This window comes from Aeromonas sp. INTO2 (assembly GCF_049860605.1).
In the GTDB taxonomy this organism is placed as follows: domain Bacteria; phylum Pseudomonadota; class Gammaproteobacteria; order Enterobacterales; family Aeromonadaceae; genus Aeromonas; species Aeromonas caviae.
This window is the reverse complement of the sequence record NZ_CP187588.1, coordinates 4,270,112-4,285,756: the sequence shown is the minus strand read 5'-3', so window position 1 is coordinate 4,285,756 and position 15,645 is coordinate 4,270,112. Positions and strand designations below refer to the sequence as shown.

At 61.4% G+C, this 15,645-nt stretch carries 14 protein-coding genes; 6 read left to right on the top strand and 8 right to left on the bottom strand.

Annotated features, from left to right (window positions below; translation table 11 throughout):
* Window positions 1-3: 3 nt before the first annotated feature.
* The 3 genes from ACPW74_RS20275 to ACPW74_RS20265 all read right to left on the bottom strand — a co-directional run bounded on the left by ACPW74_RS20275 (window position 4) and on the right by ACPW74_RS20265 (window position 3,712).
* Window positions 4-1,212, bottom strand: a complete 1,209-nt coding sequence (locus ACPW74_RS20275; RefSeq protein ID WP_279980907.1) for an ATP-binding protein — start codon at window positions 1,210-1,212, stop codon at window positions 4-6.
* Complete coding sequence (locus tag ACPW74_RS20270) at window positions 1,098-2,633, bottom strand: transporter substrate-binding domain-containing protein (RefSeq protein ID WP_279980906.1); 1,536 nt, start codon at window positions 2,631-2,633, stop codon at window positions 1,098-1,100. Before ACPW74_RS20270 ends, ACPW74_RS20275 begins: the two co-directional genes overlap by 115 nt.
* A gap of 98 nt (window positions 2,634-2,731) precedes the next feature.
* A complete protein-coding gene (locus ACPW74_RS20265; RefSeq protein ID WP_425858454.1) occupies window positions 2,732-3,712 on the bottom strand; it encodes an IS5-like element IS5 family transposase in 981 nt (326 codons plus the stop codon).
* Between ACPW74_RS20265 and ACPW74_RS20260 the strand changes: the two genes are divergently transcribed.
* Both ACPW74_RS20260 and ACPW74_RS20255 read left to right on the top strand, forming a co-directional pair.
* Window positions 3,711-4,505, top strand: a complete 795-nt coding sequence (locus ACPW74_RS20260; RefSeq protein WP_223931207.1) for a hypothetical protein — start codon at window positions 3,711-3,713, stop codon at window positions 4,503-4,505. The two genes, ACPW74_RS20265 and ACPW74_RS20260, sit on opposite strands and share 2 nt — an antisense overlap.
* 14 nt (window positions 4,506-4,519) lie before the next feature.
* Window positions 4,520-5,182, top strand: coding sequence for a fimbria/pilus periplasmic chaperone (locus ACPW74_RS20255; RefSeq protein WP_425858453.1), 663 nt, complete (start codon window positions 4,520-4,522; stop codon window positions 5,180-5,182).
* A gap of 34 nt (window positions 5,183-5,216) precedes the next feature.
* Here the strand turns inward: ACPW74_RS20255 and leuE are convergent, their stop codons facing one another.
* Complete coding sequence (gene leuE, locus ACPW74_RS20250) at window positions 5,217-5,855, bottom strand: leucine efflux protein LeuE (protein WP_010672336.1); 639 nt, start codon at window positions 5,853-5,855, stop codon at window positions 5,217-5,219.
* Between the two features lie 211 nt (window positions 5,856-6,066).
* On the opposite strand from leuE, the gene ACPW74_RS20245 reads away from it, so the two are divergent.
* On the top strand, window positions 6,067-7,287 hold the full coding sequence (locus ACPW74_RS20245) for an MFS transporter (RefSeq protein ID WP_039040678.1): 1,221 nt from the start codon (window positions 6,067-6,069) through the stop codon (window positions 7,285-7,287).
* A 218-nt stretch (window positions 7,288-7,505) separates the two neighbouring features.
* On the opposite strand, the gene ACPW74_RS20240 is transcribed toward ACPW74_RS20245, so the two are convergent.
* Together ACPW74_RS20240 and ftnA are read right to left on the bottom strand one after the other, a co-directional pair.
* A complete protein-coding gene (locus ACPW74_RS20240; RefSeq protein ID WP_279980903.1) occupies window positions 7,506-8,690 on the bottom strand; it encodes an NAD(P)/FAD-dependent oxidoreductase in 1,185 nt (394 codons plus the stop codon).
* Window positions 8,691-8,852: 162 nt separating this feature from the next.
* The gene (gene ftnA, locus ACPW74_RS20235; protein ID WP_010672333.1) at window positions 8,853-9,377 is read right to left on the bottom strand and encodes a non-heme ferritin; all 525 of its coding nucleotides are present in this window, start codon (window positions 9,375-9,377) and stop codon (window positions 8,853-8,855) included.
* Between the two features lie 209 nt (window positions 9,378-9,586).
* Between ftnA and ACPW74_RS20230 the strand changes: the two genes are divergently transcribed.
* Window positions 9,587-11,371, top strand: coding sequence for a GGDEF domain-containing protein (locus ACPW74_RS20230; RefSeq protein ID WP_103243938.1), 1,785 nt, complete (start codon window positions 9,587-9,589; stop codon window positions 11,369-11,371).
* A 17-nt stretch (window positions 11,372-11,388) separates the two neighbouring features.
* Here ACPW74_RS20230 and fabV read toward each other — a convergent pair whose 3' ends face one another.
* Window positions 11,389-12,576, bottom strand: coding sequence for an enoyl-ACP reductase FabV (gene fabV / locus ACPW74_RS20225; RefSeq protein ID WP_160837954.1), 1,188 nt, complete (start codon window positions 12,574-12,576; stop codon window positions 11,389-11,391).
* A gap of 452 nt (window positions 12,577-13,028) precedes the next feature.
* Between fabV and ACPW74_RS20220 the strand changes: the two genes are divergently transcribed.
* Window positions 13,029-13,463, top strand: a complete 435-nt coding sequence (locus ACPW74_RS20220) for a universal stress protein (protein ID WP_010672329.1) — start codon at window positions 13,029-13,031, stop codon at window positions 13,461-13,463.
* Window positions 13,464-13,654: 191 nt separating this feature from the next.
* Complete coding sequence (trpS, locus tag ACPW74_RS20215) at window positions 13,655-14,668, top strand: tryptophan--tRNA ligase (protein ID WP_104455000.1); 1,014 nt, start codon at window positions 13,655-13,657, stop codon at window positions 14,666-14,668.
* Here the strand turns inward: trpS and ACPW74_RS20210 are convergent.
* On the bottom strand, window positions 14,647-15,621 hold the full coding sequence (locus ACPW74_RS20210; RefSeq protein WP_039040672.1) for a LysR family transcriptional regulator: 975 nt from the start codon (window positions 15,619-15,621) through the stop codon (window positions 14,647-14,649). The two genes, trpS and ACPW74_RS20210, sit on opposite strands and share 22 nt — an antisense overlap.
* Window positions 15,622-15,645 lie beyond the last annotated feature (24 nt).

Below are 15,645 nucleotides of genomic sequence, written 5' to 3'. Positions count from 1 at the left end.
ACTCTACTCTTCCCGCTGCATGTGCCGACGCAGGCAGTGATCGAGCGCCTCCAGTCCGACGGGCTTGAACAGACAGTCATCCATCCCTGCCGCCTGCCCTTCATTGATCTGCTCCTGCCGCGCATCGGCCGTCAGCCCGAGGATCACGGTGCGTCGCCAGCCGTGCAGCCGCTCCAGCTCCCGGCACTGACGAGCCAGCTCGAATCCGTTCATACCGGGCATGTTGAAGTCGGTCATGACAACATCAAACCTGGCTTCGATCAGCCGCCGCAGCGCCTCTTCTCCCGACTCGACGGCCGTGGCGTCATGACCCAGATAGGCCAGCTGCTGGCTGACCAGCAACCGGTTGGCTGGATGATCATCCACGACCATGATCTTCAGTCGCCGCCCCGGCTCAACCACCGGCTCCTGTGCAGGCGCAGCGGGCATCGCCACGGCATCGGCCACCGGCAGCTTCATCTCGACACTGACCCGGGTTCCCTGCCCGGGCGTACTCTCCAGTTTCAAGGAGCCGCCCATCGTCTCGCACAGGGAGCGGGAGATCATCAGACCCAGGCCTGTACCCGACTGCTGGATTTTCTCGGGTTGGCTGGCCTGGCTGAAGGGCTCGAACAGCCTGGCCTGCTCGGCCTGATCGATGCCGATACCGGTATCCAGAATGGTGAGCTGCACGGTACACCAGCCATCGCTGACCCGGGAGGCCAGCGTCACCGTGACCGATCCGCAATCGGTGTACTTGATGGCGTTGCTGATCAGGTTGGAGACGACCTGCTTGTAACAAAGACCATCGATCTGCACCCAGGACGGATCGCCCGTGACGAGCTCCAGCCGCAGGTTTTTCTGCCTCGCCAGCGCAGTGAATACGGTGATGACCGACGCTGTCAGGGTCACGATGTCATGGGGCTCGGGGGCCAGTTCAAACCGGCCAGACTCGATCTTGGAAATATCCAGGATGTCGCCGATGAAGCTCAGCAGATCGCTGGCAGAGCCATGGACAAGGGCGAGGGAGGCCTGATCCTCCTCATGCAGCCGACCCCGCTTGAGCGCCAGTTCCAGCAAGCCGATGATGGCATTCATGGGGGTACGGATCTCGTGGCTCATGGTCGCGAGGAAGGTGCTCTTGGCACGGTTTGCCTCCTGGGCCTCCTGGCTGGCCACCGCCAGCTCATCGAGCAGGCGTACCCGTTCGCTGACGTCGATCCAGCCCCCCACCCCCCCTGCACATTGCCGTCCAGATCGTAGTAAGGCTGAACCCAGTGATAGACGTCGACCCCGCCCGTCGGCAGGACCAGACGGTGATCCCCCTCCTGGGCGCGGCGGCTGTCACAGGAAAGCATCAGATCCCCGTGCAGGGGAGCAAGAAAAGGCCAGCGCGTGCGTGCGTCGTCCAGGCCCGTGCCGAGCAGACCGACCTTGGGCTCGCCAAGGAAGCTGGCATAGCTGCTGTTGCACAGCACCAGGATCCCGTTCAGATCCCGCGCATAGATGGGGTGAGGTGTCCCGTCCACCAGATCGGCGATGAACTTGAGCTGGGTGCTCAGCGCCCCCTCCACCAGCCGCCGCTCGCGGATCTGCTTGCGCAGGGACAGGCCCCACAGGCCAACCCAGAGGGTCAACAGCAGGATCAACGCGATAAAGACCCCGAACTCCTGAATCAACTCCTGCCAGGAGACACTCTCCTGTTTGACATTGACCCGCCAGCGGTTGGAGAGCCCTTCCAGCTCATCCGGCGGAATGATGGCAATCACCTTGTCCAGAATGTCCCGCAGTACGGGATGCGCGGGGGTGACCGCCAACGCGGCACCGATGGGGATGGAATCGAACAGCTCCCCCGTAATGATCAGGCTGTCGGGGAATTTGCTGTTCACGTAGTACTTGGCCACCCGCAGCGGCAGTATGGTCACATCGCACACATCCATCGCCACACAGCGCATGGCATCTTCAATCGTATCGAACTGCCGCGACGTCAGCTTGCCGTATTCCGCCTCGATGGCCTGGGTCGAGATAAAGCCTCTGACCATGGCCACGGTGCCGATCTTGAGCAGCGATGCAGGGGGGACCTCCCGGTGGCGCAACCCCACCACATAGGAGAGGGGATCGAGGACAAAGGCCCGGCTGAACAGATAGCGGTTCCTGCGCTCGGCAGAAGGGCTCAACACCCCCGCATCCACCTGGCCGCTATCCAGCAACTGGGTCATCTGCTCCGGCGTCTTGGCAGGCACCACCTCGAGCTCCACCCCCAGCTTGGCTCGCATGACCTGCAGCAGATCGGCGACCACGCCGTGCATGGTACCGGTGACGTCATAGAAACTGAGGGGCGGGATGCCGCTGTTCACCGCAATCCGGATCTTCTCCCGTTTGCTCAGCCATTCCCATTGTTCGCGGCTCAGGTCGATTCTGCTGGCACCGATGGAGAGGCCCCCCCCATTCCAGCGCTTGGCCACTTCCGCCCGCTTGCCCTCGAGGATCTCCCCCAGCGCGATATCCATGATCCTCTTGAGTCGCCGCTCCTTGGGATTGAGGGCAAAGGCAAAACCGGCGGTATCGATATAGAGCGGCTTCAATAATTGAATGCTGCTCTGATAGGGAAGGTGCGAATAAGCGGGGAAATTCTTCTCGGCTGACTCAGTCATTTCATTTTTTCAGTTTGAGCCGATCTTTTCTCCCGTAAATGCCTTGAATCAGCCTATTTAGACCGTTTCTTCGCCATTTAAGGCGCTATTCCCAGTTTTTAGTGAGATCTCTCCCACTGACGTATCATTTGGTCCGCCCGAAACAGGTTGGCCAGCGTGAATAACATCGCCAGTTGGTTATCGTTTTTCAGCAACCCCTTGTATCTGGCTTTCATGAAGCCGAACTGTCGCTTGATGATGCGAAATGGGTGCTCCACCTTGGCCCGGATGCTGGCTTTCATGTATTCGATGTTGATGGCCGTTTTGTTCTTGCGTGGATGCTGTTTCAAGGTTCTTACCTTGCCGGGGCGCTCGGCGATCAGCCAGTCCACATCCACCTCGGCCAGCTCCTCGCGCTGTGGCGCCCCTTGGTAGCCGGCATCGGCTGAGACAAATTGCTCCTCTCCATGCAGCAGATTACCCAACTGATTGAGGTCATGCTCGTTGGCCGCGGTGGTGACTAGGCTGTGGGTCAGGCCACTCTTGGCATCGACACCAATGTGGGCCTTCATGCCAAAGTGCCACTGATTGCCTTTCTTGGTCTGATGCATCTGCGGATCGCGTTGCTGCTCTTTGTTCTTGGTCGAGCTGGGTGCCTCAATGATGGTGGCATCGACCAAGGTGCCTTGAGTCATCATGACGCCTGCTTCGGCCAGCCAGCGATTGATGGTCTTGAACAATTGGCGGGCCAGTTGATGCTGCTCCAGCAGGTAGCGGAAATTCATGATGGTGGTGCGGTCCGGCAAGGCGCTATCCAGGGATAACCGGGCAAACAGACGGATGGAGGCGATTTCGTACAGAGCATCTTCCATCGCGCCATCGCTCAGGTTGTACCAATGCTGCATGCAGTGAATGCGTAGCATGGTTTCCAGCGGATAAGGTCGCCGGCCATTACCAGCCTTGGGATAAAACGGCTCGATGACTTCCACCATGTTTTGCCATGGCAGAATCTGCTCCATGCGGGACAAGAAAATCTCTTTTCTGGTCTGACGGCGCTTACTGCTGAATTCACTGTCGGCGAAGGTGAGCTGATGACTCATGATGAACCCTTTTTCATGGCTCCAGATGACAAACATGATCTCATATCAGGGACTTGTTCGCACCTTCCCAAGCAAAGGCTCTCGCTACAACATCAGCTATTTAAGAGGACAGCCATCTGTTTATCTTTTCTTGTCCAGCAATTTCTTCAAACAGGTTGTGAGGCTGGGGCTGCAAGATCAACTGACTCGCAGTCTGATCAACTTCAATATGAAGAATGGATATGCTCCCGAGAGTGGATACTATGAATTCAGCGGCACAACCGAAATACATATAAAACCACGGGACTTCAGCGTATCCATCTTGTCTTCGGAGGGCGTCAGCAATCCTTACAGGGAGGGGCAGGTCGGGAAAGACATTCTGAGCTTCTCATACAATATCTCTGATAGCGGCCCCATCAGTGCCGATATGCTGGAAATTTCTATTTCACAGGACAGAGGTTCGCCCTATCGGGGATATTGCACTTTCTATCCGGCAGGCTCCTTCGCACCTGAACAGGCCGTCCCCATCCCTACCAGGCTGGTATTCGATTCGGTGGTTCATGGCGCGGGTTCACGGCACGCCATTCGCTGCGATCGCACACCGGTGGATATTCGCACCCTCGGAATACAGGACAATCAACCACCGCAGGAGTGGAATGATCCCGTCAACGGCCAGGGCATCACCCGGTTTTACAAACTGGCGCTGGAATTCGACCTGACCGATCCCATGGTGCAGCGCACCATGGGCGACGAGATGTGGGAAGGCGAGGTGGAACAAAGCGGCACCATCACCATCAAGGGGACCTGGCGCTGACCATGGAGTACAACATGCATCGTCTACTTTGGCCCTTGCTGGGCGGCTTGCTGGCCTCACAGGCCGCCGCCCTCGACATCGGCGCCATGACTCTTGCCATGGCGCCAGAGCAGGAGTTCATTACCAGAACCCTGACCAACAACAGTGCTTCACCCAAGCTGTACGACATACAGATGGAAAAAATCAGCGATCCCACGGCCAGAGGCAGAACACTGCCCACCGTCCCCGGTGAGCTGCTGTTTGCCCCCAGGCGCTTCACCCTGCACGCCAGACATGCCCAGAACGTCAAGTTCTACTACAAGGGGCCCGCCGATGACCATGAGCGTTACTACCGCATCACCTTCACCGAGTCACCGGCAGCCCAGGTGGATGAAGGCAGCCAGACGCAGCACCGGGGAACCGTCGAGGTGAAGCTGGCCCTGCAGTCCATCCTGGTGGTGCGTCCGCGTCAGTCACGTTTTGCATACCAGCTGGACCCGGCACAGAGCACCATCACCAATACCGGCAACACCTATTTCGAGTTCATGGTGAAACGGGGCTGCCAGCAGGCGGACAGCAAGTACCTGCTGCCCGGGGAGACCTACCACAATCCCGGGATCAATCAGCCGGGCAACCAGAAGCTCATCGTCTACCAGTCCCGCTTCATCCCCGTGGGCAAGGATTGCTGGCCAGACTAGGTGCCCGACACCGGACGGTCAGCAATCCCCAGGGTCAGGAGGAGAGCGTCGCCAGCCTGGCCGCAAACCCCATGAAGAAGAGGCCGATAAGGCCGTTGCCGAGACGGGCCGCCGTCTGGCGCTGACGGAAAAAGCGGGCCATCAGGGTACCGCCGAAGATCAGCAGGGTCAGGTAGACGAAGCTCATCGCTTCCAGCATGCCAGCCAGCACCAGGTAGGATATCCAGGTGTGGGCATAGCTGAAGTCGATGAACTGCACGAAGAAAGAGACGTAGAACAGAATCGCCTTGGGATTGGTGAGGCTCAGGGTGAGGGCCTTGGTAAAATAGCGCTCACCGGGATCCATCTCGGACGCCGGTCCCGCCTTTTTGGCGATGAAGTTCGCGTGCAGGATCTTCACCCCCAGATAAAGCAGGTAGATGGCGCCCAGATAGCGCACCAGGGTAAACAGCAATGGGGTGGTGCGAATGAGGGACGCGATCCCCAGATAGGCGCAGAAAATGAGGATGGCATCGCCGACGAAGACGCCGAGGGCGGCGCGATAACCCGGGCCTATGCCGCGCACGGCACCGGTTCGCAGCACGTAGAGGGAGTTCGGGCCCGGGGCGATGATGATGAAGAAGAGACCGACCAGATAGGTCCAGACGTTGATGACACCCAGGCTTTCGAACATGTTCCCTCCATGGCGGGTGATGGGCCGGATAACGGCGGCAGGCCTTCTATACTAATCCGCCCCGCGCCAAGCACAAGATCTGACCAGCCATCCACACGCCGTCAGCATGAACGGCCTGCGCGCCACGCGAACGCAATCCGGGCGTTCGCCCACTTTGGTTATGTCCAGATACGCCGGGATAGGGCATGGTAGAGGGAGTGATCCCCCAGCCATGGACAAGACCTTGAGTACCGACACCCCGATCACCGCCCCGCCCGCGGTGGACAACCCGACTACCACCGCTTATCCGGTGATCGCCGCCATCAGCTTCTCGCACCTGTTGAACGACATGATGCAGTCGGTACTGCTGGCCATCTATCCCCTCCTGAAGCTGGGGCTCGATCTGTCGTTCACCCAGATAGGTCTCATCACCCTCACCTACCAGTTCACGGCCTCGCTGCTGCAACCCCTGATCGGCCTCTATACCGACCGCAGACCCATGCCCTACTCCCTGCCTCTGGGCATGGGCTTCACGCTGGTGGGGCTGCTCTACCTGTCGCAGGCAGGCAGCTTTGGCGCCGTGCTGTTGTCGGCCATGCTGATCGGCATGGGCTCCTCCGTCTTCCACCCGGAATCCTCCCGGGTCGCCCGCATGGCGGCCGGCAACCAGCCCGGTCTGGCCCAGTCTCTGTTCCAGATCGGCGGCAATCTGGGATCGGCCATCGGCCCCCTGCTCGCGGCGCTCATCATAGTGCCGAAGGGACAGGGTAGTGCGGCCTGGTTCTCGTTGTTCGCACTCATCGGGGTCATCGTGCTCAGCTTCGTCGGCCGCTGGTCCAGCCACCATGCCGCCAGCTTCCATCGGCGGATGAGGGCCCATGCCGGCACCGGCCTGAGCCGCCGCCAGATTGGCTGGTCACTGGCTATCCTCGGTCTGCTGATGTTCTCCAAGTTCTTCTACATGGCCAGCCTGAGCAGCTATTACACCTTCTACCTGATGGACAAGTTCCACCTGTCGCTGGAGAGCGCCCAGCTCTATCTGTTCGCCTTCCTGTTTGCCGTCGCGGCAGGGACAGTGCTCGGCGGGCCGCTCGGCGATCGCATCGGTCGCAAGCGGGTGATCTGGATCTCCATCCTCGGCGTCGCTCCCTTCACCCTGCTGCTGCCCCACGTCGACCTGTTCTGGACCTCGGTGCTGTCGATCGTCATCGGCCTCATCCTGGCGTCGGCCTTCTCCGCCATCCTGGTCTACGCCCAGGATCTGGTACCCGGCAAGGTCGGCACCATTTCAGGCCTCTTCTTCGGCTTCGCCTTCGGCATGGGAGGGATAGGGGCCGCCCTGCTGGGCAAATTGGCCGATGCCACCAGCATCGAAACCGTCTATCAGGTCTGCGCCTATCTGCCCCTTATTGGCCTGCTGACCGCCTTCCTGCCCAATATCAGGAGAGGCTAGAGGCCAACCAGCGACCGACCATAAAAAACGCGGCCTGAGCAGGCCGCGTCTGGTTCCATCACTCGGGCCGCCTGACACGGCCCGATCCGCTCGGACTCATCCGCTGAGCCTCTTTGTCAGCAGTACGGCCTCTCCCCCAGCCCGACGACCGGGCCCACTGGAAGTTGTCACCCGAGAGGCCGCTGACGGGACTATTCACAGCAAGGATGCGGCATCCCTCAGCAGTACTGGCCTGCCACCCAGCCCGACGACCAGGCCCACTGGAAGTTGTAACCACCGAGCCAGCCGGTCACATCGACCACTTCGCCGATGAAGTAGAGGCCGGGCAAGGTGCGCGCCTCCATGGTCTTGGAGGAGAGCTCGTTGGTATCCACTCCCCCCAGGGTCACTTCGGCGGTGCGATACCCTTCGGTGCCGTTGGGCAGGATCTGCCAATCCCCCAGCAGGGTGGCCACCGCCTCCAGCTCCCGTTCGTTGTACTGGCGCATCGGCTTGCTCACCAGCCATCCCAGCTCCACCAGCTTGTCGACGAAGCGCTTGGGCAGCTCGCGCCCCAGCACGGTTTTCAGCTCCTGGGCAGGATGGGCCTGGGCCCAGGTCTTGAGGGTCTCTGGAATGTCGAGATCCGGCAGCAGGTTGATGTGAATCTTCTCCCCCGCCAGCCAAAAAGAGGAGATCTGCAGGATGGCGGGGCCGGAGAGGCCGCGATGGGTGAACAGCATGGCCTCCTTGAAGCGGGTGCCGTCCTCGGCGGTCACCGCCACCGGCAGGCTGACCCCCGCCAGATCGGCGAAGGCCTCCTTGTCGGCCTGATGCAGGGTAAAGGGCACCAGCCCGGCGCGAGTCGGCAGCACGGTGAGGCCGAACTGCTCCGCCAGCTTGAAGCCATAAGGGGTAGCACCGAGTTTCGGCATGGAGAGGCCGCCGGTGGCGACCACCAGCGACGAGCAGGCGATCTCCCCCTTGCTGGTGTCGAGCACGAAGCCTTCATCTGTCTTGCTGACGGTGAGGATCTCGGTCTGGAACTGCAGGGTCACGCCAGCCCAGTCGCACTCGGTCAGCAGGATGTCGACGATATCCTTGGCGCTGTCGTCGCAGAAGAGCTGGCCCAGCGTCTTCTCGTGGTAGTTCAGGCCATGCCTGTCCACCAGATCGATGAAATCCTGCTGGGTATAGCGCGCCAGCGCCGATTTGCAGAAGTGGGGGTTGGCCGAAAGGAAGGCATGGGGACCCGCCTGATGATTGGTGAAGTTGCAGCGACCGCCGCCGCTGATGAGGATCTTGCGGCCCGGCTTCTTGGCGTTGTCGAGCACCAGCACGGAGCGACCCCGGTAGCCAGCCTGGGCCGCACACATCAATCCGGCCGCCCCGGCACCGATCACCACCACATCCACCTGTTTCATCGTCACTCACCCATCAAAAGAAAAACGGCCCCTTTACCTTAAAGGACCGTCATTGTACCCGGCAGACACCAGCACAGCGGTACAAGGACACCTGCAAATAGAAAACGGCCCCTTTACAAGGGGCCGTCATTGTACTGACTGAACACTAAGTGTCCACGACTATCAGGCGTTGCCGTCCATGATGCTGGCCGGGGCGCCCTTGGCCAGCTCGGCCAGCTCCTTGTCGATGAAATAGAGGCCCTTGCCATCCTCGCCCACCAGGCTCAGACGGTCGACGATGCTCTTGAACAGCTTCTCCTCTTCGTGCTGCTCGGCCACGTACCACTGCAGGAAGTTGAAGGTGGAATAATCCTGGGTGGTGAAGGCGACGTGGGCCAGACCGTTGATGCACTTGGTGATGTGATACTCGTGCTCCAGGGTGGTGCGGAAGATGTCACCCAGGGACTTGAATTCATGGGGAGGCGCTTCGATGGCCCCCAGTACCGGCATGGCGCCGGTCTCGCTCACGTAGGTGAACAGGCGCTCCATGTGCTGGCGCTCCTCGACCGCATGCTGGCGCAGGAAGGTGGCGGCCCCCTCGAAGCCCTTGTCCTCGCACCAGGCGCTCATCTGCAGGTAGAGGTTGGAGGAATAGAATTCAAGATTAATCTGCTCGTTCAACTTCTCGATCATGGCTTTGGCCAACATGATGATTCTCCACTGTGATTTGCCCACGATTGTCGCCACTGTTGCATCCTGACGCAACCAGAGACAACCGACGCACCCCGCAGTTGCGACGACTTTTCACCTCATCCTCTCCCCCATACGGTTATAGAGAAGCAAAGAAACATGGTGTAGATGACATCAGCCATTATGATGGCGCCATTGGTCGGGGAAAGGATTCAATGAGATTCATAATGGCACTGGCGCTGCTCTGGATGACCCAGTTGCAGGCAGCTCCCTCCTTGCTGAAAGAGGCTGAATTGCAGGCGGCGCGCGATCCCGTCGGCTATCTGCAGCGCCTCGACGCCAGTCCCCAGCAGGATATGGAACTGTTCTACGCCAGGTCCCTGGCCCAGGCAGCCCTTGGCCGCTATCCACAGGCACAGCGCGACAATGCCCGCGCCCGGGGTCTGGCCAATGCCCAGCAGGAGACCCTGCGCCTGCTCGACTTCCGGTTGCAGCAGATTGCCCTGACCCTGGATGCCGATACGCCGGATCAGGCGCTCGAGCTGCTCACCCAGCTCTGGCCAGCGGTCCGGCATCACCCCAGGCAGGTCTCGGAGTGGCATGCCCTCAACGGGCTCGCCCTCTACCGTACCCAGCAGATGAAAGAGGCGATCCTCGAGCTCAAGACCGCCTATCACCTCAAGCAGAAAGAGCCGGGTTCCATCCTCTCCACCTTGCAGTGCGGCCGTCTGCTGATGACCCTCGGCAACCTCTATGCGGACCTCAATCTCTACCGTGAGGCCGAGACCTATTATCAGGATGCCCTCGGCCAGATGGTGCAGCTCAACGAGCCCAACAGCCAGGCCATCATCCGGGCCAACATGGCCAGGCTCTACATCGACATGGGCCAGCCTGCCAGAGCCAGCCAGTTGCTCGATACCCTGCTGGCCACGCCGAGCCTGTCACCCCACTATCGCGCCATCGTCCTCGGCTACCAGGCCATGGTGTTCAACGCACGGGCGGACTGGCACTCAGCCTGGCGCAGCCTGGAGGAGGCACAAGCCATCTATGACAGGCTGGATAGCCCGCAGGCGGCCTCCCGTCTGACCGAGATCAGGGCAAGAACCCTGCTGGGTCGTGGCGAGAAGCAGCTGGCCCTGCAACTGCTGATGGAGCACACCGCCCCTCTCTCCATGGATGGTCGGGCGATGCAGGCCAGGTTGCTGGCCGATCTGGGCCGCTACCCCGAGGCCTATGGGGCCATGACCCGCTACATGCAGTACTACAAGCAGCACTTCAACCAGACCCTGAGCCAGCACGCGGCCGCCTTCCAGGTCGAGATGGATCTGGCTCGCAGCGAGGCCAGCAATCGCGCGTTGCAGCAGGAAAACGAGAGCAAGCGCCAGCAACTGCTCTACCAGCAGAGTGCCCGCTACTACCAATTGCTGCTGCTGGTGCTGCTGGCCGTCGCTCTGATCCTGCTCGGGCTCACCACCCGCAGGCTCCACCGCAGCTCGCGCCACCTCTACAAGCTCGCCACCTTCGATCAGCTTACCGGGCTGCCCAACCGGCGCGCCCTGCTGGAGAGACTGGGTCAACAGTGGCTGCACGAAACGCCCCTGACCCTGCTCATCATCGACATCGATCACTTCAAGCAGATCAACGACAAGCATGGTCACCAGGCGGGGGATCAGGCTATCCGGCAGTTGGCCAGGGAGCTCAAGAGCTGGGCACCGGACCAGCAATTGATCGGACGCTGGGGCGGGGAAGAATTTCTGGTGGCCATGACCCAGGACGGGGCCACCTGCTGGCGGCTGGCGGAGCAGCTGAGAAGCCGGATCGCCTACCTGGCCGCCCCCCACATGACCATCAGCATCGGAGTGGCGGAACGCTCGACGCAGGATGACAGCCTGAGCCAGCTCATCCATCGGGCCGACATGGCCATGTATCAGGCGAAACGCCAGGGGCGCAACCAGACCGTACTGGCCCAGTCTCCCAATCTTTCCCCTGAACTGGCCTGCAACGTCGCCTGATGCCCCTCGTGCGGGTGTCAGGGCGTCAGCTCAGTGAGTGACGCCACGTTCACCGGCGCACCGTAATCCACCCCCGGCAGCTCGAAGCCGTTGAGCTGCATGAACTCCTGGCGCAACCCGGCAAAATCCCCCAGGGCGCGGAAGTTCTCCGGCGTCACCTTGGGCCAGAGTGCCGAGACGGCGGCCTGCACCGCTGGCTCAAGCTCGTGGTCATCCATCCGGATCAGCCGGTTGCCATCGGCGACGACCCCTCTGGGCCCGTACATCTTGTCGGCAAACAGCCGCTGCATCTGCTCGATGCAGCCCTCGTGGACACCACGCTCCTTCATCACCCCCATCAACAGGCCCAGATAGACAGGCAGCACCGGAATAAACACGCTCGCCTTGGTCACCAGCGCCTTGCAGACCGACACCCAGGCATGACCGCCAATCCCGGCAAGTTGCAGGTTGATGGTCTCGGCGGTGGCGTGCAGGTGCTCCTTGGCATAGCCGATGGTGCCGTCCCGATAGAGGGGATAGGTGGACTCGGGGCCAATGTAGGAGTAGGCGACGGTCCGGGCACCGGGGGCCAGGCAATCCGCCTGCTGCAATGCCTGCATCCAGCGCTGCCAGTCCTCGCCCCCCATCACGGTGACGGTGTCGCGGATCTCCTCCGGGGTGGCTGGCACCAGCGACTGCTGCACCAGCGCATCGTGCTCCAGATCCAGCCCCCAACCTTGCAGCGGCTGGCCTGTGGTCTTGAGCACCGAGCGTACCTGTGTGCCATCCGGCATCACCCTGACTCCGCTCGCCAGCGAATAGACCACCAGATCCACCTGCCCGAGCTGCTGGCGGATGACGTCGATGGCCTGCTGGCGCATGGTGTCGGAGAAGGCATCCCCAATCAGGTTGACGGCGATGCGACCGGCTTGCTCCGCCGCCTGACGAAACCAGATGTTGTTGTACCAGCCAGCACTGCCGAGCCCCTTGTCGGAGGGACCCCGCTCGAACGAGACGCCCAGGGTATCGGCCCCGGCGCCGAAGGTGAGCGCGATCCGGGACGCCAGCCCGAAACCGGACGATGCCCCCAGCACCAGCACCCGTTTCGGCCCGTTGAACGGCCCCGCCGCCCGCACCTGTTCGATCTGTTGCAGCACGGCGGCGCGACAACCCATGGGGTGGCAATTGCGGGCAACACAACCCTGGATCTGGGGATGAATGATCATGAAGGACTCTCCGGTGCATCGGTGGGACATGAGAAACGGCCATGACAGCGTCACCCGGTTGCAGGTGAGGAGCCCTGGCCATTTTGCCAAGGGAACTGGCTACAGCATAACCAAGGGGGGCGGGATTACCTTGATGTCGGACTGGATATGGGCTGGAAGAGGGCAGAAAAACAAAAGGGAGCGCGAGGCTCCCCAAAGCGGTATTCAGATGCTTTTTGTTGTTTTGTGTTCATTGCGAAGCACGGGCACATCCTATTCCCCCACCTTCCCGGGGGCAATAGCACGCCTGTGACCGGCGTCAAACTCCTGTTCAAAATATGCACTCCCCGGCCACCTGCACCTCTACGCCTTCCGGTTCGGGGTCAGGCAAATCCTGAAACTGTGGCGACGATGCCGTTTTAGTTTCAGCAGACATTGGTATAGTGGACCCAGGATCAGTGAGGAGAACTCCCATGAATGGAACCTATTACAAACACGTACTGGCCGCGATCGACCTGTCGGAAGACAACCGCAAGGTGATAGAGAAGGCGGTCGACCGGGCCCGCTCCAACGGCGCCAAGCTGTCGGTGATCCATGTGGATGTGGACCTCAAGGATCTCTACACCGAGATGATCGACATCGACATCGACAACGTGCAGGACCAGGTGATCGCCGAAGCGAAGGAGAAGCTGGAAGCCTTCCTCGCCTCGGTGGACTACCCCATCGAGAAGAAATTGGTGATCTGCGGCGATCTGAGCGAGCGGGTCAACCAGGCGGTCAAGGACTACCAGATCGACCTGCTGGTGTGCGGCCATCGCCAGAGCTTCTGGAGCCTGCTCACCTCGAGCGCACGCCAGCTGATGAATACCGTGCCCTGCGACATGCTGGTCGTGCCCTTGCAGAAGTGATCGAACAGGCGTAGTGTGATTTGCCATGAATATGACCTCATTCAATCACAACTACTGGTGGTGCTGCTTCTAAACAGGCGGCACTGCTTTTCTATGTAAAATTTACCAAAGAAAACACCGTGACCGCCGAGAGGCGGTCATTGTTTTCATCCCTTTGTCGCCTCCCGGCTCACCCAACTGGAGAGAGTGACATGCACAACCCCGTGATCCTGACCGGCGACCGCCCCACCGGCAAACTGCACATCGGCCACTACGTCGGCTCCCTGCGCCAGCGCGTGGCCGCCCAGCACCATTACCGCCAGTTCGTCATGATCGCCGATCTGCAGGCGCTGACCGACAACGGCCACAACCCGGCCAAGGTGACCGACCACGTGCTGGAGGTGATGGCCGACTACCTGGCCGCCGGCCTCGACCCGGCCAAGACCACTTTCTGCCTGCAGAGCGCCCTGCCCGCCCTCGCCGAACTCACGACCTACTACCTCAACCTGGTCAGCGTCGCCCGGCTGGAGCGCAACCCCACGGTGAAGGCCGAGATCCAGCAAAAAGGGTTCGAGCGCAGCCTACCTGCCGGCTTCCTCGTCTATCCGGTCAGCCAGGCCGCCGACATCACCGCCTTTCGTGCCACTCACGTGCCGGTGGGCGAGGATCAGCTGCCCATGCTGGAGCAGACCAACGAGATAGTGCGCCGCTTCAACACCCTGGTTGGCAAAGAGGTGCTGACCGAGTGCCAGCCCATCCTGAGCGACACCGGCCGCCTGCCCGGCATCGACGGCAAGGCCAAGATGTCCAAGTCCCTTGGCAACACCATCGAACTCGGCATGTCGAGCGACGAGATCAAGCAGGCGGTGTTCGCCATGTATACCGACCCCAATCACCTCAAGGTGAGCGATCCGGGACAGGTGGAGGGCAATACGGTGTTCGCCTATCTGGATGCCTTCCACCCCGACAAGGCACTGGTGGCCGAGATGAAGGCCCATTACCAGCGCGGTGGTCTGGGGGACATGCGCTGCAAGCAGGTACTCAACGACTGCCTGCAGACCCTGCTCGCTCCGATGCGGGAGCGGCGCGAGGCAGCCATCGCCGACAAGCGCCAGCTGCTGCGCCTGTTGCAGCAGGGTACCGAGCAGGCCCGGGCCCTCACCGACGAGGTGCTGGCCGAGGTGAAGGGGGCGATGGGGCTGGACTACTTCTCCGGATTGGCGTGATCTGCCCCCTGCGGCGCGGGATGGCCGAGCGCATCCGCGCCGTAGCGCTCCCTCGCCAGCCGGTGCAACAACCCCTTGAACCAGCCGATCGCCTCGTCATGGGCACTGAGCGGGTGGCCCGCCATCAGGTAGACGATGGGGATGGCGGGTTCCAGCTGGTGCAGGCGCAACGGATAGTGGCGACAGAAGTGGCGCCCGATCATCTCGGGCACCACCACCAGGTAGCGGCCGGTCGCCATCAGCGGCGGTACCGCCATAAAGCTCGGCAGCCTGACCCCCAGCTCCCGCTCCACCCCGAAACGGGCCAGCCAGAGATCCACCATGGCCTGGCTGTGGCCCCAGCTGGAGGTGTGGATATGGGGGCGGCTGACCAGTTCTCCCGGCCCCAGCATGTCGGGCAGAGCGCTGCCGAGGGGCGACAAACAGACCAGCGGATTGCTGAACCACTCCTCGCGCCACAACCGGGGCGAGAGATGGTTGGCACCGGCAAACCCGATCACCAAATCCAGTTCCCCCTTCTCCAGCTCCCGCTCGTAGTCGCTGTCCGCCAGCTCGCACACTTCCAGTCGGCAGTGGGGAGCCTGCTGCACCATCCACTCCACCAGCACCGGCACCAGGCCGTGCTCCACCGAGCCCGGGGTGGCGATGCGAAAGATCCGCCGGGCACTTGCCGGGTCGAATCCCTTGGCCTGACGCAGCCCCTGCTCCAGCATGGCCAGCGCCTGGCGCACCGGGCTCGCCAGCGCCTTGGCCCGTTCGGTCGGCATCATCTCGCGCCGACTCATCACGAACAGGGGGTCGTCAAGCGCCGTTCGCAGCCGCCCCAGCGCATGGCTGACGGTGGACTGGGAGAGGTGCAACCGTTCGGCGGCACGGGTGACGTTGCGCTCCTGCATCAGCATGTCGAACACGGTGAGCAGGTTGAGGTCGAGGCGGGAAAGGGGCAGTTCCATCGATATTGGCCATAGTTGAATGAC

What these genes read in the sequence shown, in the direction of transcription:
- ACPW74_RS20230 (WP_103243938.1), top strand. Translation starts at nt 9,587, where the DNA reads ATGGCACTGGCGCTGCTCTGGATGACCCAGTTGCAGGCAGCTCCCTCC.
- leuE (WP_010672336.1), bottom strand. Translation starts at nt 5,855, where the DNA reads ATGTTCGAAAGCCTGGGTGTCATCAACGTCTGGACCTATCTGGTCGGT.
- ACPW74_RS20240 (WP_279980903.1), bottom strand. Translation starts at nt 8,690, where the DNA reads ATGAAACAGGTGGATGTGGTGGTGATCGGTGCCGGGGCGGCCGGATTG.
- ACPW74_RS20265 (WP_425858454.1), bottom strand. Translation starts at nt 3,712, where the DNA reads ATGAGTCATCAGCTCACCTTCGCCGACAGTGAATTCAGCAGTAAGCGC.
- ACPW74_RS20245 (WP_039040678.1), top strand. Translation starts at nt 6,067, where the DNA reads ATGGACAAGACCTTGAGTACCGACACCCCGATCACCGCCCCGCCCGCG.
- ACPW74_RS20220 (WP_010672329.1), top strand. Translation starts at nt 13,029, where the DNA reads ATGAATGGAACCTATTACAAACACGTACTGGCCGCGATCGACCTGTCG.
- ACPW74_RS20270 (WP_279980906.1), bottom strand. Translation starts at nt 2,633, where the DNA reads ATGACTGAGTCAGCCGAGAAGAATTTCCCCGCTTATTCGCACCTTCCC.
- trpS (WP_104455000.1), top strand. Translation starts at nt 13,655, where the DNA reads ATGCACAACCCCGTGATCCTGACCGGCGACCGCCCCACCGGCAAACTG.
- ACPW74_RS20210 (WP_039040672.1), bottom strand. Translation starts at nt 15,621, where the DNA reads ATGGAACTGCCCCTTTCCCGCCTCGACCTCAACCTGCTCACCGTGTTC.
- ACPW74_RS20260 (WP_223931207.1), top strand. Translation starts at nt 3,711, where the DNA reads ATGATGAACCCTTTTTCATGGCTCCAGATGACAAACATGATCTCATAT.
- fabV (WP_160837954.1), bottom strand. Translation starts at nt 12,576, where the DNA reads ATGATCATTCATCCCCAGATCCAGGGTTGTGTTGCCCGCAATTGCCAC.
- ACPW74_RS20255 (WP_425858453.1), top strand. Translation starts at nt 4,520, where the DNA reads ATGCATCGTCTACTTTGGCCCTTGCTGGGCGGCTTGCTGGCCTCACAG.
- ftnA (WP_010672333.1), bottom strand. Translation starts at nt 9,377, where the DNA reads ATGTTGGCCAAAGCCATGATCGAGAAGTTGAACGAGCAGATTAATCTT.